Origin of the sequence: Photobacterium sanguinicancri (assembly GCF_002265265.1) — a bacterium.
GTDB lineage: Bacteria > Pseudomonadota > Gammaproteobacteria > Enterobacterales > Vibrionaceae > Photobacterium > Photobacterium sanguinicancri.
The window spans coordinates 33,262-54,092 of the sequence record NZ_NOIF01000008.1; the positions used below are offsets into that span (position 1 = coordinate 33,262).

The 20,831-nt window shown below is 41.7% G+C and carries 18 protein-coding genes; 5 read left to right on the forward strand and 13 right to left on the reverse strand.

The window, feature by feature from the left end; genetic code table 11:
• Positions 1–38 precede the first annotated feature (38 nt).
• Positions 39–1,052: an alcohol dehydrogenase AdhP gene (adhP, locus tag ASV53_RS02655; protein ID WP_062688999.1), complete on the reverse strand. Its 1,014-nt coding sequence runs from the start codon at positions 1,050–1,052 to the stop codon at positions 39–41.
• 187 nt (positions 1,053–1,239) lie between these two features.
• Here adhP and ASV53_RS02660 point away from each other — a divergent pair, with 187 nt between their 5' ends.
• Positions 1,240–1,473 (forward strand): hypothetical protein, encoded by a 234-nt coding sequence (locus tag ASV53_RS02660; protein WP_062689001.1) that lies wholly within the window; start codon positions 1,240–1,242, stop codon positions 1,471–1,473.
• A 166-nt stretch (positions 1,474–1,639) separates the two neighbouring features.
• On the opposite strand, the gene ASV53_RS02665 is transcribed toward ASV53_RS02660, so the two are convergent.
• Entirely contained in the window at positions 1,640–2,935 is a 1,296-nt protein-coding gene (locus ASV53_RS02665) for a DEAD/DEAH box helicase (RefSeq protein ID WP_094955984.1), read from the reverse strand.
• A gap of 100 nt (positions 2,936–3,035) precedes the next feature.
• Here ASV53_RS02665 and ASV53_RS25375 point away from each other — a divergent pair, with 100 nt between their 5' ends.
• Positions 3,036–3,173 (forward strand): hypothetical protein, encoded by a 138-nt coding sequence (locus ASV53_RS25375; RefSeq protein WP_189337807.1) that lies wholly within the window; start codon positions 3,036–3,038, stop codon positions 3,171–3,173.
• Between the two features lie 881 nt (positions 3,174–4,054).
• Positions 4,055–5,140 (forward strand): right-handed parallel beta-helix repeat-containing protein, encoded by a 1,086-nt coding sequence (locus tag ASV53_RS02675; protein WP_189337808.1) that lies wholly within the window; start codon positions 4,055–4,057, stop codon positions 5,138–5,140.
• A gap of 119 nt (positions 5,141–5,259) precedes the next feature.
• Here ASV53_RS02675 and ASV53_RS02680 read toward each other — a convergent pair whose 3' ends face one another.
• The 3 genes from ASV53_RS02680 to prsT all read right to left on the reverse strand — a co-directional run bounded on the left by ASV53_RS02680 (position 5,260) and on the right by prsT (position 9,380).
• Positions 5,260–5,664 carry a VanZ family protein gene (locus tag ASV53_RS02680; RefSeq protein WP_094955986.1) on the reverse strand — a complete coding sequence of 135 codons (405 nt, stop codon included), beginning with the start codon at positions 5,662–5,664 and terminating at the stop codon, positions 5,260–5,262.
• A gap of 4 nt (positions 5,665–5,668) precedes the next feature.
• Complete coding sequence (locus ASV53_RS02685) at positions 5,669–6,463, reverse strand: S1 family peptidase (RefSeq protein ID WP_189337809.1); 795 nt, start codon at positions 6,461–6,463, stop codon at positions 5,669–5,671.
• Between the two features lie 133 nt (positions 6,464–6,596).
• On the reverse strand, positions 6,597–9,380 hold the full coding sequence (gene prsT / locus ASV53_RS02690; RefSeq protein ID WP_189337810.1) for an XrtA/PEP-CTERM system TPR-repeat protein PrsT: 2,784 nt from the start codon (positions 9,378–9,380) through the stop codon (positions 6,597–6,599).
• Positions 9,381–9,537: 157 nt separating this feature from the next.
• On the opposite strand from prsT, the gene ASV53_RS02695 reads away from it, so the two are divergent.
• Complete coding sequence (locus tag ASV53_RS02695; RefSeq protein ID WP_094955988.1) at positions 9,538–10,662, forward strand: GNAT family N-acetyltransferase; 1,125 nt, start codon at positions 9,538–9,540, stop codon at positions 10,660–10,662.
• On the opposite strand, the gene ASV53_RS02700 is transcribed toward ASV53_RS02695, so the two are convergent.
• From ASV53_RS02700 to ASV53_RS02720, 5 genes are read right to left on the reverse strand one after another with little or no spacing between them, the layout of a single operon-like run.
• Positions 10,643–12,130, reverse strand: coding sequence for a polysaccharide lyase domain-containing protein (locus tag ASV53_RS02700; RefSeq protein WP_094955989.1), 1,488 nt, complete (start codon positions 12,128–12,130; stop codon positions 10,643–10,645). The two genes, ASV53_RS02695 and ASV53_RS02700, sit on opposite strands and share 20 nt — an antisense overlap.
• A 29-nt stretch (positions 12,131–12,159) precedes the next feature.
• Positions 12,160–13,665, reverse strand: coding sequence for an oligosaccharide flippase family protein (locus ASV53_RS02705; protein ID WP_094955990.1), 1,506 nt, complete (start codon positions 13,663–13,665; stop codon positions 12,160–12,162).
• Positions 13,653–14,381, reverse strand: coding sequence for a nucleotidyltransferase family protein (locus ASV53_RS02710; RefSeq protein ID WP_189337811.1), 729 nt, complete (start codon positions 14,379–14,381; stop codon positions 13,653–13,655). Before ASV53_RS02710 ends, ASV53_RS02705 begins: the two co-directional genes overlap by 13 nt.
• Positions 14,374–14,955, reverse strand: a complete 582-nt coding sequence (locus tag ASV53_RS02715) for a D-sedoheptulose-7-phosphate isomerase (protein ID WP_094955992.1) — start codon at positions 14,953–14,955, stop codon at positions 14,374–14,376. Before ASV53_RS02715 ends, ASV53_RS02710 begins: the two co-directional genes overlap by 8 nt.
• Positions 14,943–15,971, reverse strand: a complete 1,029-nt coding sequence (locus ASV53_RS02720) for a GHMP family kinase ATP-binding protein (RefSeq protein WP_062687602.1) — start codon at positions 15,969–15,971, stop codon at positions 14,943–14,945. Before ASV53_RS02720 ends, ASV53_RS02715 begins: the two co-directional genes overlap by 13 nt.
• A gap of 305 nt (positions 15,972–16,276) precedes the next feature.
• Between ASV53_RS02720 and ASV53_RS02725 the strand changes: the two genes are divergently transcribed.
• Positions 16,277–17,596 carry a putative O-glycosylation ligase, exosortase A system-associated gene (locus tag ASV53_RS02725; protein WP_094955993.1) on the forward strand — a complete coding sequence of 440 codons (1,320 nt, stop codon included), beginning with the start codon at positions 16,277–16,279 and terminating at the stop codon, positions 17,594–17,596.
• Here ASV53_RS02725 and ASV53_RS02730 read toward each other — a convergent pair.
• From ASV53_RS02730 to ASV53_RS02740, 3 genes are read right to left on the reverse strand one after another with little or no spacing between them, the layout of a single operon-like run.
• A complete protein-coding gene (locus tag ASV53_RS02730) occupies positions 17,593–18,438 on the reverse strand; it encodes a glycosyltransferase family A protein (RefSeq protein WP_094955994.1) in 846 nt (281 codons plus the stop codon). The genes ASV53_RS02725 and ASV53_RS02730 overlap by 4 nt on opposite strands.
• 41 nt (positions 18,439–18,479) lie before the next feature.
• Positions 18,480–19,613, reverse strand: coding sequence for a glycosyltransferase family 4 protein (locus ASV53_RS02735; RefSeq protein WP_094955995.1), 1,134 nt, complete (start codon positions 19,611–19,613; stop codon positions 18,480–18,482).
• A 34-nt stretch (positions 19,614–19,647) separates the two neighbouring features.
• The gene (locus ASV53_RS02740; protein ID WP_094955996.1) at positions 19,648–20,829 is read right to left on the reverse strand and encodes a glycosyltransferase family 4 protein; all 1,182 of its coding nucleotides are present in this window, start codon (positions 20,827–20,829) and stop codon (positions 19,648–19,650) included.
• Positions 20,830–20,831 lie beyond the last annotated feature (2 nt).

Genomic DNA, 20,831 nt, shown 5'->3' on the forward strand with positions numbered 1-20,831 from the left:
TAGTGTAAGCCGGCTTTATTTTTCATAAAATTAAAGGCTTAGGAGAAATCCATTACTATTCGGCCCGTAATTTCTCCTTTCAACATATCGTCGAAAATATCATTAATATCTTCTAATTGCTTCACTTCAGTAATGGCTTTTACTTTGCCTTCAGCCGCAAACTGTAAGCACTCTTGTAGATCTTTACGCGTGCCAACGATAGAGCCGATTACTTTGATACCATTCAATACCGTATCAAAAATAGGGATTGGCATATCCTCTGGCGGTAATCCAACCAGTACGCAAGTGCCGCCACGACGGACCGAGCGGTACGCTTCTTCGAAAGCGGGTTTTGAAACGGCTGTACACACAACACCATGAACACCGTTGACAAGCTGTTGAATTTTGTCAGATGGTTTATCTTTCAAAAAATCGATGCAGTAGGTGGCCCCAAGTTCTTTCGCTAATGATAGTTTTTCAGCACCAGTATCGACAGCAACGACATTCATGCCCATAGCGACAGCATATTGAATAGCAAGGTGACCAAGTCCACCCACACCCACAATTGCGACCCATTGCCCCGGTTTTACAGCAGTAACTTTTAATGCTTTATATGTTGTTACACCTGCACAGAAGAGTGGAGCTGCATCAACGTAGCTGATCCCATCTGGAATTTTGATAGTGTACTCACCATGAGCCAGACAATATTCTGCGTAACCGCCATCAACAGAGTAGCCCGCATTATGTTGTTCTAGACACAATGTTTCTTGGCCTTCTAAACAGTAATCACAGTGGCCGCAGGCACTATACAGCCAAGGTACACCAACGCGATCGCCGACTGAAAGGTGTTTTATTTCGCTGCCAACCTCAACTATTTCTCCAACACCTTCATGGCCTGGCACAAGTGGCATTTTAGGTTTTACTGGCCAATCACCATGGCACGCATGTAGGTCGGTATGACAAACACCACATGCATGGATTTTAACTAAAACATCACGAGGTTTTACTTGTGGGAGTGGTATATCTTTAATGACAAGAGGACCTTTAAATTCGTTTACTACAGCTGCTTTCATGATTCATTCCACACTGATTGATGATTTTGATAATCATTCTCATCTATTGGTTTTGAATTTAAAATGATGTAAATCACGAATTGAAAGTTTTCGTGTTGCTGTGAGATGGATCAATTTATGGCTTCGTTCAGATATTGTTCATCTTTGTTCAGTTAGTCTGAAAGAACATAAAGAAGAGGCATAGACGATGAAGAATATACTGACTGGTATTGCAGCACTTATTGTAGGTGCGTTTACATTGATTATGGCAACAGTAATGGGTCTTTTCATTAGTGTTGCAGCTTTACTAACAACGCCATTCATTAAGCGTAAAGTTGCTTACGCACACGCGGAAACTCGATTCAATCGCGCTAACATGCACGCTGCACCACACGGCAGTAATACCATTGATGGTGAATACGAAGACGTTAGCCACCGCTAATACAGTAAGTCGGATCATCAATCAAAGTACGTCAGAATACCAATCTCATCAGCAATTACTTAGGTTGGTCTAGTAGAGAGATAGGTTGGTATTAGACAGTGAATTAAAAAAGCCCGCTATGATGAAAGCGGGCTTTTGCATTTTAGCTTACTAGCGCTGGATGGCTCTACTTTTTAAGGCGAGTCACTTTGCTTGATTTGCCTTGAATCGCACGGCGAAGGCGAAGACGACGTTCTGCTGAACCTTGCTCTTCTGGGTTGTTAGTACGGCCCTGACGATTTTTAAATGCTGGTTTTGTATTCATTTTAAGCAATAGCGCATCACGGTCTGCTGGCTCATAGCCTGCAAGTTGAATACGTTTAATACGTTGCTGAATGAGTTTTTCAATTTGCACGAGTGTTAGCTCTTCTTCACGGCTAACAAAAGACACAGCATGGCCTTCTTGACCAGCACGACCTGTGCGGCCAATACGGTGAACGTAATCTTCAGCAAGGAAAGGCATATCGTAGTTAACAACGTGCGGTAGACCTTGAATATCCAGACCACGAGCAGCAACTTCTGTTGCGACCATTACACGTGCTTTGCCTGTTTTAAATTCTTCTAGTGCACGACGACGTGCGCTTTGTGCTTTGTCACCGTGGCAAAGAACAGCTTTAATGCCATCAAGTTTTAGCTCTTTCACTACTTGGTTTGCTGTTTCTTTGTAGTTCACAAATACCAGCACTTGTTGCCAGTTTTTCTTACCAATCAATTCAGAAAGTAATTCACGCTTGCGGTCTTCATCAACTGGGTACACAACGTGAGAAACCGTTTCTGCTGTTGAGTTTTCAGCTGTTACGATGACACGCTTTGGTTTACGTAATAAATCTTGTGCTAATGAATTCATTTGCGTAGACGATGTTGCAGAGAACAGCATGGTCTGCGGATGCTGACTAATTCCGCCCATAATGGTGCGAATCGCATTAATAAAGCCCATATCTAACATACGGTCAGCTTCATCGAATACAAGGAATTCTAGGTTAGCAAAACTCACGTTACCCAGCTCGATGTGCTCGATTAAGCGACCCGGTGTAGCTACAAGAATATCAACACCAGCTTCAAGCTTACGCTCTTGCGATGACATTTTTGCACCACCAAAAACAGCCGCAACAGAAACGTCGGTGTATTTAGTGTAGCTTTCGATGTTGTGTGCAATTTGATCAACAAGCTCACGTGTAGGCGCAAGAATTAATGCACGAACATTAAAACGGCTACGTGATTTTTGTTTGTCAAAAATCTGCTGAATGATAGGCAAAGAAAATGCCGCGGTTTTACCTGTACCTGTTTGTGCGTGTGCAAGGATATCGTGCCCACGACGAGCGTGTGGAATAGCCTGTTGTTGAACGGGAGTGAGTTTTTCATAACCACACTCGGTTAATGCGCGCACAATATCAGGTGAAAAACCTTGTGATGAAAATGACATTCTTTGTTCCTAAAGCAGATGGCTGTTGTATGGCTTTCATCGTAGAAAGAGAAACAGCGCCTGACCAAAAATACGGTCGCTGATTATAGAGGAATAATCAGTGGCTGTGGTGACTAATTGTGAAGGTATGAAGGGATTTTGTACAGTTAAAGCCGATAAAACCCAAAAATACACAGTTTCAGTGGCTACAGTTGAGTCGCTGGCTGATTTTATTGAGGTTGATGAGCTGTATCGTTAATTCTAATCCCTATTTTCACTGATATACGTGTAAGACGGTATTGCGTGCTCGATGTGATCTTGCCCTGTCAATTTTTGATGAAGGCCGCTAATCGCGGCCTTTGAGTAAATGTATTGTTGCTTGCTTATTTTTCAATGAAGCGTTAATCATTGTTTTCATAGGATAATTGGTGCATTGAATCTAGCGCTAGTTTAGTCACTCTCTCAAGTAGATCTTCCATTGATTCCTTTCCTGATGAAACTGTATTGTCCTCTCGTTCCATCGGATGTTTTGGGGAAGTACATTCCATGGTAATTACCTTTATTTGACATATTCATATCGAGAGTAGTCGCTCTGGGCTAAATGGAAGATAAAAGAAGCAATACTTTTAAGCGCATACCACTAAAGGGGTGTGTAGCCATACAAAACGTGATCGGTAGCGCATTGTGGTGGTATTAAAATTTAGTGGAATTATTTCAGTATTGTGATTTTTTGAGAGAACCTTTGAGAATAAGCATGTTCGAGTAACCCATCTTATAAAAGAGGTAGTGATGCGACCGGGGCGCTATTAGCCAGTTGTTTTCTTTTATAGGTAAAACGCTAGGTGAGACTGTCAGTATAAAAAGACAATTCATGGTAGGGAATGAATGCCTTTGTGTACCTTTTTGTTTAAGTCTTTGTTATTTAAGGTTTTAACTGTTCGTCGGTTAAATGTCTTTCAGAAACAGGAGGATATAAATCGAACAATGTCTTCTAACATACCGCTGACATACCTTACAAACAGCCGCATAGAATCGCTTCGCTTAATTAAAAACACACCAGATAGGAAGCGGTTGATAAGTATGTTGAAGAACACAAACCAAAAAAATAAAGTACGATATGCTGTATTGTTAAGCTGCATAATGGGTCTGACTGCGTGCCAAGGGGGAAGTGCTGGAGATGATTCATCTGTGACGCCAGGGCCTACGCCTACTCCGGGACCCACACCGAACCCAACACCAGAACCAGGGCCCACACCGATCCCGCCACCTAAGCCATTGCCGCCCACCCCTGATGTTGCGGATAACACCTTTCTTGTGGATGGCGTGAGTTTTTCCAATATATCTGACGCGCAAAATGCATTGAAAGACAATAGTACACTCGTGATTGGTAATGGCACTTATCGTCAGGGCATGACGATTCAGCCGAGTAATGTCACTATCCAAGGTAGCCCTAATACCCACTTCATAGCGGGGGCTGTGAGTGGTAAAGCGACATTTGTAATCCAAGGCAACGACACAACCATGGAGCAAATTGAGTGTAGTGGCGTCACAGTACCCGATCAAAATGGCGCTTGTATTCGTCAAGAGGGGCAGAACCTGTTACTCAAATATGCGTATTTTCACGATAGTGAGCAAGGGATCCTTGCCCATGATGGCACTGGGACGATCCGAATTGAATACAGTCGTTTTGAAAATTTAGGCAAGGCGGGTCGAGCTCATGCGATTTATGTGAATAAAGCCGATCGTTTAGAAGTACGTTACAGTAAATTTTATAGCTCTAAAGATGAAGGGCATGAAATTAAATCCCGCGCAAAAGAAACGATCATTGAATATAGCGAAATTGCATCGTTAACAGGTAATGATAGCCGTTTAGTCGATGTACCGAATGCAGGAAAATTAGTTATTCGCGGGAGCGTGTTAGAGCAAGGGCCAAACTCTGCAAATAACCAGCTACTCGGTTATGGTTATGAAGTGAACCCTGTTGATCCTGCAATTTCACACTCAGTAGAGATTAGAGATAATATTATTATTTTAGAGCGTAATGGCAGTAACCATTTCTTTGGTATTTCAGACAGTGCGAAAGATGTCTCTAAGGTTGTGACCCAAAATAAATTTGTAGGCTCGATGAATGATTCCGCTCTTTATCAAAGTGGTAACCAGTTTTATGCTGATCGCGCGGCTTTTGGTTTAGGCCCTTTTCCTGAATTGCCGAGTATCGGGCTGTAACGAACTATCGTGAGTTGCTTTAAGGTAACTAATGTAGTGAAGATAATGTGATCGAGAAGGCCAGCAATTGCTGGCCTTTCTTGTCTGTGTATTGGTGACAGACAATAAACAGTAAAAAACTACTTATTTCGTCGTGCTGATTTATAGAACAGCATAAACCCAATAACGACACCCATTACATTGGCGATAGCATCTAGCCATGAGGCTTCACGATTTAAAATAAACTGTCCTTGGCAAAACTCAAGAAACAGTCCATAGGCTGATAGCGCGATGCACAGTGAGATAAATTTGTGGAAGGATAAACCCAACTGGCTAGCAAGTATTACGAATAAACCGTAAGCCCCTAGATGAAGCATCTTATCTAGAAATAAGATGCCGTATTGTTTTAAATCTAACAGACTGTCTGTTTCTGCCCCCGCAGCAAGTGATATTAGCGTTATAAAAACGAAATAACAGCTAAAAGCCCCCCAAGCAATATAGACCTTCAGCAGTTTGTACTGAGGTGCTAACCAATATGATTTCATATTCTTAATTTAGTGCCGTGCGTTTAATCAGTTGTTGTAAATGCTTTACAGGGATCGCATAAGTGATATCACTAGGATTGGTAAGTGCGGACTCTTTGGTTGATTTTAGTAGCACTTTATTAACGATGGCAATCACGCTGCCCGTTGCAGGGTGATAAACCGGACTACCACTATTTCCAGGGTAAGCTGTGGCATCTAATTGGTAGACCATGTAGGGGTTTTTAAGGTGCTTAAGCTGTTTTATCGTTAGTTCTTTTGCATTTCTTGCGGGAATCGCAACGGGTGTAATACTCGAAATCATGCCTTTATGAGTAACAGGATAAAGCCCTAAAATGGCGCCGATAGGGAATCCTGTAAAGGGGTATTCTTCACCTTCCCTAACCTGAAAGTTGGCCATCGATAGGGTGGGTATTGCTTTACCGGTGATTTTTAATAAGGCTAAATCATGCTTTTCATCACGGGCAATAACACGCGCATTTCGAACGTCGGGGCTTTTTCCTTGACCAACAAAAACAACAAACTGCGTTTTACCATCGTTCAGTAATCGACTGGGTACCACATGCGCATTGGTTGCGATGATCTGGCTCTTCGTTGATTGACTAGAGATGCGAACGGCAAAACCTGTACCTAATAACTGCGCGCGCGGTGTCGCGAGCTTGTTATAGATCCCAATACCGACAATGGCAGGTTTTACTTTGCTGATGGTATCTGGCAAGGCTGCAGTGGCTGTTATCGGTATGCTAATAGCCATCATAAGCAGTAAAGTGAACAATGCCTGGAATCTGTGAGTCGTTTTCATAATCGCACCTGTTTAAACATCGGAAGAGAGGGGGAGGGGCTCTTCATGTGTATTTTTACTGAACCTTCTATTGCTAGTCATGATGCTAAAACCGCCCTATTCGGGCGGTAAGCATAGGATGAGATTTATGGCACTAATTGACAGCTGTCAGTTTATTTTGGAGCTGGCCTTTTATCGCCATTAAGCGAGGATCTGAGGTGTTGATTTTTTCCAACACATCTTTGGCGTTATCTGCTTGCTTATTTTCCAATAAACTTTCGGCATAGTGCAGTGCAATCTCGGCATCATCATGTTTCTTAGCGTAGGCTTCTTTCAGCGGCTGAAGCGAGGGTGCGATTTGCCCTGATTTCAGCAAGCAATAGCCGTAGGTATCTAATACTTCAGGAATATTACCGCGCTTCGCTGCTAAATCATGTGCTTTATTGGCTGAGCTACATGCTTTGTTGAAATCACCTTTTTCAAGGTATAACCAAGCAATATTGTTCAGTGCAATAATATTGTTTGGCTCTCTTTGTAAAATTGTTTCGTACTGACCGATTGCTTCATCGGGGCGGTATTTCACTTGTAGGTCGGCTAATCGAATCTGTAAGGAATCGGCTTTGTTGCCATATTCGTTGATAACCGATTTTAAGAATTTAATGGCTTGATCTGTTTTGCCCGACATTTCATAAGCGACGGCTAAATCAGCGGCTGAATCTGGATTTGGAAGCGTGTCATAACGCTGTTCTAGCGCTTGAATAGCTTCTGGGTACGCTTTGTTTTGTAGGTAGATCATCGCCTGTAAACGCAAGAAGTAAGCGGTTTGTTTAATTTCATCTGACTGCTGATTTAATAAGACTTGGCTTTGTTCACTTTTGCCGGTTTTAAGTAGCAGGCCAGCTTGCATAAGGGTAAATCGTGTATCGTTGATAAACAGGCTGCGTGCTTTTTCTGTTAGCTTTAAGCTGTTATCTGCTCTATTTACAAGCTCATTAAGTTGTATGTTTTTAATGTATGCATTTGGGTTAAGGGGCTCTTTTAGTAGCCACTGACTGTAGTAGGTGAGCGCGTTATCATAATCTCGTTGTTGGTTATAGAGATCGCCAAGTAAGCGTAAAGAACTGCTGTTTTGATTATGGGGTGAAATAGTTTCAAGTAATTCAATGGCATCTTGATACTCAGTACTGATAGCGAGCGTAGTTGCTTTTTGAATTTTTAAGCCATCGTTATCTTGATCTGCTGCGCGTTGCTCATCGATGATTTGACTGAAATCAGCCATCTTATCGGCTTGGTAAGCAAAACGAATAATATGGCGGAAGACCATAGGGTTTGTTGGCTCGAGCTGATACGCTTTTATTGCGAGAGAGTAGGCCGCTTCTGGGCCTTTTTGTTTATCGGCGAGCTGCGCAATGGCGAGGTGGGCTTGGATGTTTTCACCATCGGCTGCTAATACCTTTTGATACCATTCTTTTGCTTTATCTGGCTGTTGTTTTATTTGGTTTATTAACCCTTTTAGTAACATTGCCTGAGCGTTAGCAGGACTTTCAGCTAACCAATCATCAACTGTTTTTTCTGAATCATCGACCTTACCCATCTTCAAGTAAAAATAGGCTAAGCCTAGCTTGGCTTCTTTCAAATCAGGGTTGATTTTTAATGCTTGTTGTAGAGTATCAAGCCCGCCAGTGTCATTATTGGCAAGCTGGATTAGCCCCAATTTCACTTGGCTATTACTTGACCCATTAGCAGACGCTTTGTGTGCGAGAGCAAGCGCTTCATCTTCACGGCCTAAACGCGCGAGTTCTACACTCATAGAAGAAAGGAAGGTACTATCTTGCTCTGTTTGCCCGTTAAAGTTACTTAGAGTGCTCATCGCATCATCAATGTCACCAAGCTTAAATTGAGTGATGGTGTATAGGCGTTTTACAAAGTGATTATCGGGAACCAGTGGGTCTATCTTTTTGAAGTGTTCATTCGCTTGTTCAAACTTACCTTGCTGGAAGGCAACCACACCGGAAATAAGGTAAGTGGATACGTTTTGAGAGCCGTTTTGAATGGCAAGATCAGCATGTACTTTAGCTTCGTCACTATCTCCCTCTGCGTAGAGTATATTTGCTTTTAGTTCATTAACGATGACGTGGCTATTTGACATTTTCAGCAGGTTGCTAACGTATTTATCTGCATCTTTATAAGCTTCATCTCTGACAAGTGCTTGCGCGAGGTATAGCGTGTATTGAATCGCATCTGGTGCGTTATCCACGGCTTTTTGATAGCTCCGAGCCGCTGATTTATTATCACCTTTCGCTGTCTCTAAATGTCCTTTTAATAGCCAAGCATCACTGCTTGTACTGTGCTCTTTAACGATGTTATTTACAATGTAAAGTGCCGAATCAATGTTCTCGTTGGCTGCATCGAGTGTTGCGCGTCCGATGGACTGATACAGGGTGTCTTGGCCTGCGTTTTCAGCAAGAGAAAGGCTGTATTGCGCCTCTTCCATTTTCCCTTGCTTAAGAAGGGCGAGTGCTTTAAATGCCAGCAATTCGGTTTTAACGCTCTGCTCTGTGGTTCGCGTGTTATCAACTAATTCGATTAATGCTTCTGTTTTATCTTGTCCTAGCAATGCTTGAGCAACAAGAGGAGATAATGAATCACTGTCGCCTTTCAAGCGTAGGGCTTTTTCGAGTTCTTTTTCAGCAGATGCAAAATTACCGCGTTCAAGATAAATTTGGCCAAGTATCTGCCGTGCTTGGCTATCTTTTGGTGCCTGTTTAATGGCATTTTTTAATTCAATAATAGCGGCGTTGGTATCTTGGTCTTCAAGATAGGTTTGCGCTTGCTGGAGATATTCTTCGGTAGATTTATCATTACATGCCGCCAAAGAAAGCGTTATGAAACTGGCTAAAGCGAGTCGGGTGAAAGTTTTGCTTTTATTGTGAGTCATAAGCATCCCTGTGATGACAAAAAATTGCTGGACATTTTTATGATAGACCTAAATAAGTTTGTCAGCGCAAAGAATTGAAGGATGTCCAGTACTTTACATTATTGATTGCTACTCTTAGTTAATAGGCAGAGGACGCTGTTGAAAGATGGATGGTTGAATGGATTACCAAAATCAGATTGAGTGCGAATGGTTACATAGCCCTTCGATAAACGAAGTAAAAGATCAGTGGCTGGCGCTTGAACCTAATACCAAGCCCAATCCCTTTATTTCATGGTGTTGGATTGGGCCATGGCTCGAAACCTTTGTTGATGATTTTTGGTTACTAACGGCCTGCAACAGTGACCAAGTAGTCGGGCTCGGCATTTTTACGGTGAAACAGAAAAGAAATTGGTTGGGGCAAAGTTACAACCATTATTCTTTGCATCGACTCGGAGATGAACAAGCCGATCAAATTTGGATTGAATATAATGACTTCCTTCTTGAGTGCGAACATGAAGCGCAAATAAGAGAAGCGATGTTTAGTGCCGTTAAACTAAGGCTGCAACCGAGAGACTGTTTATCCGTAGGAGCAAGCCGCGAAGAGGTTATTTTTCATGATGCTTTTATAACGGATCAGACGAGGACGATGTTCCCGCGAACGGTATGGCAAAGCTCCAGTTATTTTATCGATTTTAAACGATTAAATAGTAATGGCCAGACGCTAGATGAATCGCTGTCGAAAAGTGCACGTAAGCAAATACGGCGAAGTATTAAAAAGTATGAGCGCAGCGGGTTTTTAAAAGTGCATACAGCAGATTCTTGTGAAAAGGCGTTAATATTGTTTGAGCAGGCTAAGCATAGGCACATGAATCGCTGGGGGAGTAATCTCGGGGAGAGTGGCTTTGCGAATCCTGAATTTGTTCAATTTCATCAGGCTTTTATTCGTCATAATTTCTCAAAAGGTATGATACAAATCCACCGAGTTACAGCGGGTGAAAGTGATCTAGGTATTATTTATAACTTTCATTTTGGCGGCGTGGTTTATTTCTATTTAAGTGCACTTTCATATAGTGATGATCCGCAGCTAAAGCCTGGATTAGTTGCCCATTATTTATTGATCGAACAGGCACTTGCTGGTGGGATGAAAATGTATGATTTTATGGGGGGAGAGGCTCGATACAAACAAACATTTTCAAACAACCGTCAGCGACTTTCGATAATAGAATATCACCAGCCACATTTTGCCCTATCGCTACAAAATATGGCTAGGAGTGCTAAGCGTCTTATGGTTCAAAGCAGCTGATTGCCTCTTTAAATGCTCCCATAAAGGTGTCTCCATTCAATACTGGGTTTCCACAAAAATCATGCAATGGTGTCTTACCTGTTGATTCACTCGTCGTTAGAAACGGGTAGGGCGTTTCTGTACGGGTAAGTGCTTTCGTGGGTGTGAAGTCGCCGACAGAAGGCGCTTTAAACCAACCATCCAGTTTCTCGCCGCCACCCCAAAAATCTTTGCGCAATACTGTATTGTTGAATTGTTCAGCAACGCCTTTATCTCGTTCTCTTATGCTACCGCTTAAGATGTTATTGGTAACTAAAGCGGTTGATTGCCTAAAGCGAACATCAATACCACTGGTGTTATACAGGATATTGTTATTGACGATACTGTCTTTCCCTTGGTTGATATACACCCCAACATCGTTGCAATGCATCATAATATTGTTGCGGACAACAGAAAGGTTTGTTTCAAAATTTGATTTATCTCGTCTGGTGGCGCGTTTCATTCCTCCGCCCCCCAAAGAAACACCAACTTGATAACCCCCATAATCATTACTTGTACTGTTACAGACGATGAGGTTGTTTTCGATCACACCATTATTAGAGCCCCCTTTGATAAAAGCGCCATAACTGACTTGATTGCCCCCCAACTTAATAAAGTCTCTAATAATATTGTTGTTAAGTACCCAACTGTTACCTGAATCGAGGTTAATGGGAGTGACTGAGCTGGAAGACTCACTGGGTTCGGTAAAGTAGAAATAATTATGAGAAACTTTGCCAAAATCAGGATAGTTGTTGTTAACTCCGTTAACTTTTATAGCGGCGTTAAAATCCACAAACTCATTATGAGTGATTTGTAAATTATCGGCATGCCCGACAATATGCATTGCATGCTCACAGTGAGGTTGGCAGTTCCCAATGAAGCGCAGCCCTGTGATAATCCAGTTGGGCCTATTGATAAATAAACCTTCTAACGTACTGAGTTCTAAGTTCACCTTCCCTGCAGTTTCAGCCCTAACGATAACGGGGTTATTTGCTGTAGGATAAGCAAGGCTACTGTTGATCCGTTTTTGTTCAAGGTAGTAATCACCATTTTTGATGACTATTTCCATACCGGGTTGTGCGGTATTAATGGCTTTAATGATGTCTTGTTCATTATCGACAATAATAGAGCGACTCACACTGGGAAGGTCAGCATATGCTGTAGAGAAGTTAGGGCCTACCGTTGGCCAATTGCTACTATCAAACTCTCGCCAAAAATAGTTGTTGGTCGTTAGCGTTTCACTGGCGTTTAATAGGGTGTCACCTGCGATAGCAACAGTAGGGTAATCTTTTTTTATCGTATGTCCAATACGTTGGAGTGTCTCAGGAAGCGCTTCTGCTTGGTTGCTAACTTGGTTGTAAACGCTATAACCCAAAAAAATGATAAGGATATGGGCGAAAAGACCAACGGCGGCAAAGTAGCTTTTTATACTGTTTATTGGGAACTTCATATTTGCCTCATTGAGTCTGATTAGCGTTATTACATCTGTTTAGCATCTGACTTTGTTAGTTTTTGCCAAACCATCATTTTTAGTTTACTAAGTTGAAGTGAAATAAGGGCATAGGTCGTGGAATGGTTTTTAAATAGGGTGATAAAGCTGATTAATACAGCAACGTAAATAGAGGTGTAGACAAAACTTGTTGCTAATACACATAGCAGATTAGTCACTTCATTTATGAGTAACAGCTGAAACGGTGCTGTGATCAAGTAAGCCGCGCCCGAAGCAATGACAAAGGGGAGCGATTCGAGAAGATAGGCCGCAACAGATAAAGAGATCAGGCGTTGCAACACGAAAAGCAGAACAAGGCAACTTACTGCTGTTAGTATTATCCTAGCAATAACAAGCGCTTCAATGTCCCCCCAGTACACAGCAAGAAATAAGACAATACTCGAGACAATGGCTGTTATTAACTCAAATTTGAAGAGAAACTTTATTTTATCAAGCAACGTTAATACATCAAAAAGCGCAAATAAGAGTATGCGTGTAATTAATAACGGTGCAGCAATCGGTAAGAGGTTAGCAACGACAGACCATTTTTCAGCACTACCTAATGCTATTATCACAAGCTGCTCAGCGTTTATCGCTAACAAGCCCGTCAACAGTATGACAACGACACTGGTGGTAATTAAGGTGTTGTGAAAAATGGTCGTGAATTGTGGTGATTTCCTGTCAAGTTGACCAAGACCAGGGTAAAGTATTGATATAAATGGCAAAACAAGAACATCTGATGCTGTCTCATATATTCTCTGGGTGATACTAAATGCACCTAACGCTGCTGAACCAACAAATTTTGATATTATGAGTTGATCGCATTTGTTGTTGAAATAATTGACGATGCCTTTTAGTAATGTCCACTGAGAGAACGAAATTTGTTTGTTCAATCGACTTAAACAGAGTGCTGGTCGGTAGCTGGAAAAATAATAACTTGTTGTCGTGATAATAGCGAAATAACTCACCATGCCAACAATATAGGCCCAATATGTCGGGGTTATTAAAATTAGAATGAGTGTTATTATAAAGGAGGTTATTTTTGCGCTTGCATCCCAGAACATCAACGTTTTAAATGCCATGTCTTTTTTTAATAGCGCAATGCCAATATTGGCAAAGGCGAGAAAGAGTGGAATTAATGCTAACGCTTTTAATATATTCTCAAGCTGTGGTTCATTAAAATAAGAGGCAGTCCAGCTTGAAAAGCTAAATATAGTTAAAGCAATAAGCAGTTTAATAATGAGTTGAATAGTCCACGCGGTGTTGATGTCTTCAGAGTCTGGGTCAACCTCTTTAATTAAGTAGGCTTCAGTACCTAATCGAGAAAATAGGTCAAAAAAAGCGGTAACTAAGGTCGCGGTTGCGATAAGCCCGAATTCATCAACGGATAGAATTCGAGCGAAAATTAGCATGGTAAGTATGCCAACAGCAGAAGATACCCACGAGGCGATGGTTAGCCAGAAAGAAGCTGAAGCTAATTTTTTTACGAAAGACATTGAATTTGACCTGATCCCATAAGATCACACAAAGTGTAGTAATCTTCAGGGATGCCAATATCAATGAAAAACCCATCAAGAATACTGGCGCCTATCGTTTGATGAGCAAGTTCATGGTGCAGAAAGTCTTCTTCAAAAGAAAAGCAATCAAGCTTAGGAAGCTTTGTAAGTAACTCTGGTTGAGTTAAATAAACACCAGCATTGATGTAACCTTTAGACCCCGCTTTTTTTTCTTGAAACCCAGTGACTAGCATGTCGTTATCGATGGTGAGTTTGCCGTAGCGAGCAGTGTCGTCAATTGCCTTTGCGGCAATAATCAGTAATTTATCGGTTTTATCTTGTTCTAGCTTTGATAAGTTAAATTCAACAAAAGTGTCACCATTTAGGATGACTATGCTTTCATTCGGTTGAAACGAAGCATTGAGTAATACGTTTTTAATCGCGCCGCCAGTACCGAGTGGTGATGCTTCAGCGATATATTCAATATGTAGACTTCTGTATTGGTCGCCGAAGTGGTGAATAATGCATTCTTTTAAGTGGGATACTGCTAAAACAACCCGCGATACTCCCTGAGAAATAAGATAGTCAAATTGATGTTCAAGAAAGGGAACACCGGCAACATTGACCATAGGTTTGGGTTTGTTGTTGGTGATGCTGCTCAATCTTGTACCTAGACCACCACAAAGGATAATGGCCGTTGTGGTGGTATTACCCATTGAAATATCCTTTCTCGACAAACCCGCAAATAGCATGACCAATAAGGATGTGGCATTCCTGTATACGTGCAGTATGTGATGATGGAACAGAGATACACAAATCGCACATGGCTTTCATATCGCCACCTTTACCTGTTAATCCTATGGTCGTAATGCCTCTTTCTTTTGCTATCTCGATTGCTCGTAAGATATTTGGAGATTTACCTGATGTACTAATGCCAATGAATACATCGCCTTTTCTCCCATTGGCCTGCAGTTGGCGAGCGAACAGTTTTTCAAAGCCGTAATCGTTCCCTATGGCAGTAAGTATCGATGTATCCGTAGTAAGCGCTTGTGCAGGGAGGCCGGGGCGATCAAATTCAAAACGACTCACAAATTCAGCAGCAATATGCTGGGCATCTGCTGCACTGCCACCGTTACCTGCGAGCAGCACTTGATTACCGGCTTGATAAGCCTCTAAGCAGATCTCTCCCGCACGCGCCATTGCTTCTAACACGTCATCGTGCTCAAGTAAGCGTTGCTTGGTTTCGATAGAAGAACGAATTTGCTGGTTAAAATACGTTAGGCTTTCCATGATTGTGTTCCTTGCCAAGTGAAGTGGAATGGCTGGATCTTGCCGTCTAAATCTGAGAGTGATTCCTCAACACTGAGTCGGTGGATAGGGTCGACAAACAGCATCATGAAGCCACCACCGCCAGCGCCTGAAATTTTGAGCGACTTAGCCCCAGATGTTAGTGCGCGATCTTCAATCAAATTAATATGGGGAGTTGCAATGGAATCTGATGTGGCTTTTTTTGCATTCCATGACTCTTGGAGCAGATCAGACATGCCGCAGATATCAGAGTGCAATAGTCGTTCTTTCATCTCAAAAGCGAACCGCTTAACGTCATGCATCGCTTCAAGTGGTTTTTTATCTGTAGAAGTGGTCGTTTTAACCTGATCTTCAATGATTTGAGCTGACGAACGTGAAACACCAGTGAAATAAAGCATTAACTGGCTCTCTAGTTCGTTAATAATTGGCTGGCGAATACGAAGCGGATTAACTAAAACGCGCTCGTTTTCATAGAACTCCATGAAGTTAAAACCACCAAAAGTGGTTGCATACTGGTCTTGTTTACCACCAGAGAGTTGGCAATCAATACGTTCTATATCGTAAGCCAATCGAGCAACTTCATATTCATCTAACGATAAATTGAGCAGTTTTTGGTAAGCACTGATGATGGTTACAACCATAGTTGAAGACGAGCCTAACCCGCTTCCTGGTGGGGCTTCAGAGTGGGTGTAAACCGTCACTGCTAATGGTTTGTTGTCGTTAAATTGGCTGACAATACGGTTGTAAACGGCTTTATGTAGGAGGAGTTCACCCTCTAATTCGAGGTAGTTAAGTAAAGGGGAGTGGTAAGTGACGTCAATATCTTGTGCGACAAAAGAAATGCCTTTTTCGGGCGAATGTAGCTCTATGGTGCAATGTGCATACATATTAATAGTTGCATTTAACACGCAGCCACCATATTGGTCGCAATAGGGAGATATATCGGTGCCGCCACCAGCAAGGCCTAAACGAAGTGGAGAACGAGAGCGAACAATCATAATAAGCATCCTTACTTGCGCATGAATTACTGAAATTTCGGCGACTACTCGTTTGTATTTGTTGCGGATAAAACTTGGTTTACATCAAATAGTCATCCTATATTTAGGATGGATGCAGAGTATGTTTTGTGCAAGTTTGTCTCGTGACTAAAGCAAATAAGTACAATATAAATATGCAACAGCGAAATCTGATTTGAGATTTCTCAGGGATGAAGTATGGAATCACTACTTTTTTTAGGTTGCCTCGTACTATTAGTGTACTTGTGCTGGAAATCAACCAAGATAACAGCAGAAAAGGATGATTGATGCGTGATCTTGTGTTTGTTACAGCGTTTGCTTTCATGGCTGTTTTTGCTATTAGACGGCCGTTTATTGCATTATCGTTATGGCTTTGGTCTGGCTTGTTTGTCCCAACACACTGGTTAGGTGGATTTGCTGCTTCTTTTAGTTATAACTCTGCTTTTGCGGCTTTAACTATGCTGGGTTACCTTATTTTAAGGGACAAACCTCGATTCAAACTGACAGGTCTTTTCGTTTGTGTCCTTCTTTTTTGTATTCATACATTATTGGCGACACAATTTACCCTTGCGTATTTTGAGTTGGTTTGGTTTGAGTGGGTTAAATTCTTTAAAATAATTCTTACTTTTATTTTTGTGTGCTTGTTAGTTAGGAAAAAAGCACATTTTGATATGGTTGTTTGGGCCGTTGTTTTATCAATCGGCTTTTACGGTTGTGTTGAAGGGTTAAAGTTTATTTTGTCTTTTGGTGGACATAAAATAGCAGGCCCTAATAGTCATTTACTCAGTGATAATAATCACTTAGCTGTTGCTTTGTGTATGACCATCCCCTTGGCGCTTTATTTGTTCTCTCAAGAGGAAAGTAAAATAATAAAGTACATACTTTGTGGGATAACTGCATTCTGTGTTATTTCAGTATTGGGTACACATTCAAGAGGGGGGTTATTAGGCCTTATCATTATAGGTGGTTATTTTTGGATGCGAAGTAGTAGCAAGATGGTATCGCTTATAGTGATGTGCTTGGTGCTATCGGTTGCCTTATTCTATCTCCCTGATAGCTGGTTTGATCGAATGAATACCATCGAGCAAGCTGATCAAGATGGTTCGTTTATGCATCGGGTAACGTCGTGGAAGATCCATACCCTGATGGCGATGGATAATCCTATCTTTGGCGGTGGTTTTAAAGCTGCGCAGTATGCACACCTGTGGCAACTGACGGCACTTAATATTGATGCTTTGAGCTTTATTCCTTCACCTGAACCCGGTGAAAAAGGCCTCGCAGCACATAGTATTTACTTTCAAGTGATTGGTGATCAGGGATTTGTTGGTTTTATTCTTTTTGCTTTTATTCTATCGCTGACCTATTTCCAGTTAACTGCGGTAGAGAAGTATTTTGTAAATGATAAAAGCGAAAAAAATGCTTGGGAGTATGAGCTTGCCAAAATGCTTAAGGTTTCTTTTCTTGCATTTTGTGCAGCAGGTGCAGCGCTCTCCCTCGCGTACCTTGAGTTATTTTGGGCTTTAGTCGCGGTGAGTAATTGCCTTTATGTTCATTCCTATTTTTGCAAGCAGCATCGTAGTCAGGATATGACTGCAGTTAAAGTTTAATTTGATAATTTATGCTTCGCAATTATATCAAAAATAAGGTTGGAACTTTTCCAGCGAATTGCTGGTAATAGTTCTTTAGAAATAGTTGATGCATCTTCAGGCATAGCTGACAAACCATGTACTTTAAGGTTAGGTACAATAGAGGATTGTTGCATATAACGGGTTGAATACCGTACACGGCGTCTTAAATAAAGTTTGATGTCTTTAATAGAGAAAATAGCTAAGGGTTCATAGGTAAAAATAGCACTTTGGCAAACGCCAATCCGTTGTTTGGGGTGATCACTGTTTTGTTCTAAGTTCGTCGCTGATAAATAGCCTAGCATACTATCATCGCCAATCAGGCCAACAGGCAGTTTAACGTCTTGGCTTATTATTTTTGATATAAACGGTTGAGATAGTAAGTATAGGTTGCCGGTAAACTGATGTTTTTCTAGTAACTCTTTTCTCCAAGCGATAGAACTTCTTCCATGTTCAAACGGAAAGCTTGAAATACTATTGTAGGCTGGGTGACTGAGGTGAAAATCAATGATGTTTTTGATGGCATCGTTTTCCAATTCTAAATCTCCATCGACAAAGATAGGGATTGAAGAATGATCATAATAATCGTAAGTGAATATATTCCAGGCATTAGATTTGTCGCCAATTGACAACTCTACGACATGCACTTTTTTGTTTTTCTTTGCGATCTTGTAAGCGACTTCTGCTGTTTTGTCTTTGCATCCATTGGCCATGATGTAGATGTCAGCACTATAATTTCCTTGGTTTTTTATAATACTGTTAACTGACTTCTCTATATGATGCTCTAGGTTGTAAGCAAACACACAGATTTGTATTTTAGACATTATTTAACCTCTACAGGTGGGGATGGTAAAGATGTCGATAATCATTGAATGTTGATCAAATCAACGATTTTGTTGGCATTTTTTTGCCATTCTAATTCTTTTATTTCTATGGTTTTTACTGCTTCTTTCTGCAGTTGTTCCCGTAAAGTTGCATCATTGATGAGTTGTTCAATTTTAGCGAGTAAGTGCTGCATATTATTGGATTCAAAAAGAAGGCCGTTTACTTCGTCCGTGATAAGTTCTCGAATATTAGCTGTGTTAGGTGCCACAACCGCTTTACCTGTCGCTAAGTATTCAATCAGCTTTAGAGGAGAGCACCAAGGTGTGACTGCAGGTTGAATCGCGATATCGATTTGTTCTAGCCAGTAGGGCATGTCTTCCCTGCTAACTAACCCTGTAATGTGAATGCGATCAATCATTCTCATGGCTTTAGCTTGGTCTTTTAGCGCTTCTAAAACAGGTCCGTCACCAACAATCAAAAACATGACATTATCTGCCTGATGGCGCGCTAACATCGTGAGTACCTGATCTAGTTGGTGCCATTCGCGACAGAAACCGACAAAACCAACGACAAGTTTATTTTTGAAGCGATCATGGCGTTCATTTTTGCGTATAGACGAAAAAACGCGCTTATCGATTCCATTGTGAATGACAGTGATTTTGTCGTTAGTGACACCCGCTGTTCGAATATAGCCTGCAAGTACCTCAGTGACAGGAAGCAGGTGATCGGCATTGCGCCAGGCATAATATTCAGACCATTTTGCAAGCATACCAAAGGCAACGCCACCGTAGTTCATTCGCTCTTGATAAAGTGGAGAGTTAACCTCAAGAATCAGTGGTAGGTTAAATAGCTGCTTCGCCCAAATACCTGAGGGTAAGTAGAGGTTATAGCGCTCATAAATTGCATCGGGTTGGTGTTTTTTGATTGCTTGGCAGAGTTTAATAAAATCATAGAAACAATAGCCAAACTCCAGTAACTCACTGATGACCTTTGGTAACTTTTGACGCAGACGAGAAACCCAGCCACCATCACTACCAAAACTTGCTTTTTCTGCTACGTTCGGTGCCACCATGATGACGGTATGGCCTTGATCACGCAGGGCAGATACGATGGCATCAATATGAACATATTGGCCATCTTTGGAAGCGATGCGGTGGTGGTAGAGTATCTTCATCCGTGATAAACCTTTTTTCTAATTCACTAATTCACTAATTCACTAATTCACTAAATAGTGCATATTGCTTGTCAGATGTACTCTGCCAGTCAAATTGTTCTGCGTACTTGCGGGTATCTAATCGTGTGAAGGTTTTATGGCTAAGCTGGTTGATTGCTTTGGCAATTTGCTGTGGCTCTCTGTCGACTAATACCCCAGCATGGGGATGTTGTACAACTTCGGGTGAACCCCAAATTTTGGTGGCAACCACAGGGGTGCCACAGGCCATCGCTTCTAATAATACGTTAGCCCAACCTTCTCGGCTGGAAGCTAAAACTAATGTATCGGCAGCACCATAGTATTTACACAGCATAGGCTGCGGTTGTTGTCCCAAAAAGTGAACACGCCCCTCTAGCCCTAGTGATGTAACCAGTTGCTTGAGCTTTTTATCTTCAGGGCCGTTGCCTGCAATCAATAAAATCGCGTTTGGTACATCATTGATAGCACGGATCACATGATGATGCCCTTTACGTTCAATCAGCCAGCCAACTGAAATCACGATCGTTTTATCAGCTGGTAGTTCTAATTCTTCACGAAGTTGCTGTTGTTTATCTTCATTGCTGAATTGAAACAGATCCAAATCGACTCCGTTACGGAGTGTGCTTACTTTTTGTGGCTCAGCACCAAGTGAGAGCATTTCTTGGCGCAGTGCTTCACACACTGCCATGTTGTGATTACTGTCTTGAAGCACTTGTTGGATTTGCCGTTTAGGCTTACTAAATTGTGGAATAAGGTTAATGTCAGTCCCGCGAGCCGTTACTGTATAAGGGATGTTAAAACGTTTGGCGACTTGGTTGATAGCAACGCCATCGGGATAGAAATAGTGGCCATCGATAGCATCAAACGTCAGCCCTTGATCAAGAAGGGCCTGAATTTGCTTTTCTATACTATGAGCAAGGGTGACAGGTGTTAATGTCATGCCTATTTTGGGTATGACAAGATAGCGAGGGTGATACACCTCAAACCCATTGCGCTGTTCATGCTGTGGTGTGTTGGCATATAGGCTGTACTGGCCAAAGTAAGCGGACTTGAATGGGAACCATGGGACAGGGGCGATAACCGTAATGTTCACGTCGGGATAATGTTTTTTTAAATGCTTTAGCCTTGTCTCAATAAATACGCCATGTTTAGGATCCATGCTATTTGGGAACAGTGTCGAAATCGTTAATATATTCATAC

Excerpts from the sequence above, each read along its gene's own strand:
- adhP (WP_062688999.1), bottom strand. The coding sequence starts at position 1,052 with ATGAAAGCAGCTGTAGTAAACGAATTTAAAGGTCCTCTTGTCATTAAA.
- ASV53_RS02660 (WP_062689001.1), top strand. The coding sequence starts at position 1,240 with ATGAAGAATATACTGACTGGTATTGCAGCACTTATTGTAGGTGCGTTT.
- ASV53_RS02665 (WP_094955984.1), bottom strand. The coding sequence starts at position 2,935 with ATGTCATTTTCATCACAAGGTTTTTCACCTGATATTGTGCGCGCATTA.
- ASV53_RS02675 (WP_189337808.1), top strand. The coding sequence starts at position 4,055 with ATGGGTCTGACTGCGTGCCAAGGGGGAAGTGCTGGAGATGATTCATCT.
- ASV53_RS02680 (WP_094955986.1), bottom strand. The coding sequence starts at position 5,664 with ATGAAATCATATTGGTTAGCACCTCAGTACAAACTGCTGAAGGTCTAT.
- ASV53_RS02685 (WP_189337809.1), bottom strand. The coding sequence starts at position 6,463 with ATGAAAACGACTCACAGATTCCAGGCATTGTTCACTTTACTGCTTATG.
- prsT (WP_189337810.1), bottom strand. The coding sequence starts at position 9,380 with ATGACTCACAATAAAAGCAAAACTTTCACCCGACTCGCTTTAGCCAGT.
- ASV53_RS02695 (WP_094955988.1), top strand. The coding sequence starts at position 9,538 with ATGGATTACCAAAATCAGATTGAGTGCGAATGGTTACATAGCCCTTCG.
- ASV53_RS02700 (WP_094955989.1), bottom strand. The coding sequence starts at position 12,130 with ATGAAGTTCCCAATAAACAGTATAAAAAGCTACTTTGCCGCCGTTGGT.
- ASV53_RS02705 (WP_094955990.1), bottom strand. The coding sequence starts at position 13,665 with ATGTCTTTCGTAAAAAAATTAGCTTCAGCTTCTTTCTGGCTAACCATC.
- ASV53_RS02710 (WP_189337811.1), bottom strand. The coding sequence starts at position 14,381 with ATGGGTAATACCACCACAACGGCCATTATCCTTTGTGGTGGTCTAGGT.
- ASV53_RS02715 (WP_094955992.1), bottom strand. The coding sequence starts at position 14,955 with ATGGAAAGCCTAACGTATTTTAACCAGCAAATTCGTTCTTCTATCGAA.
- ASV53_RS02720 (WP_062687602.1), bottom strand. The coding sequence starts at position 15,971 with ATGATTGTTCGCTCTCGTTCTCCACTTCGTTTAGGCCTTGCTGGTGGC.
- ASV53_RS02725 (WP_094955993.1), top strand. The coding sequence starts at position 16,277 with ATGCGTGATCTTGTGTTTGTTACAGCGTTTGCTTTCATGGCTGTTTTT.
- ASV53_RS02730 (WP_094955994.1), bottom strand. The coding sequence starts at position 18,438 with ATGTCTAAAATACAAATCTGTGTGTTTGCTTACAACCTAGAGCATCAT.
- ASV53_RS02735 (WP_094955995.1), bottom strand. The coding sequence starts at position 19,613 with ATGAAGATACTCTACCACCACCGCATCGCTTCCAAAGATGGCCAATAT.
- ASV53_RS02740 (WP_094955996.1), bottom strand. The coding sequence starts at position 20,829 with ATGAATATATTAACGATTTCGACACTGTTCCCAAATAGCATGGATCCT.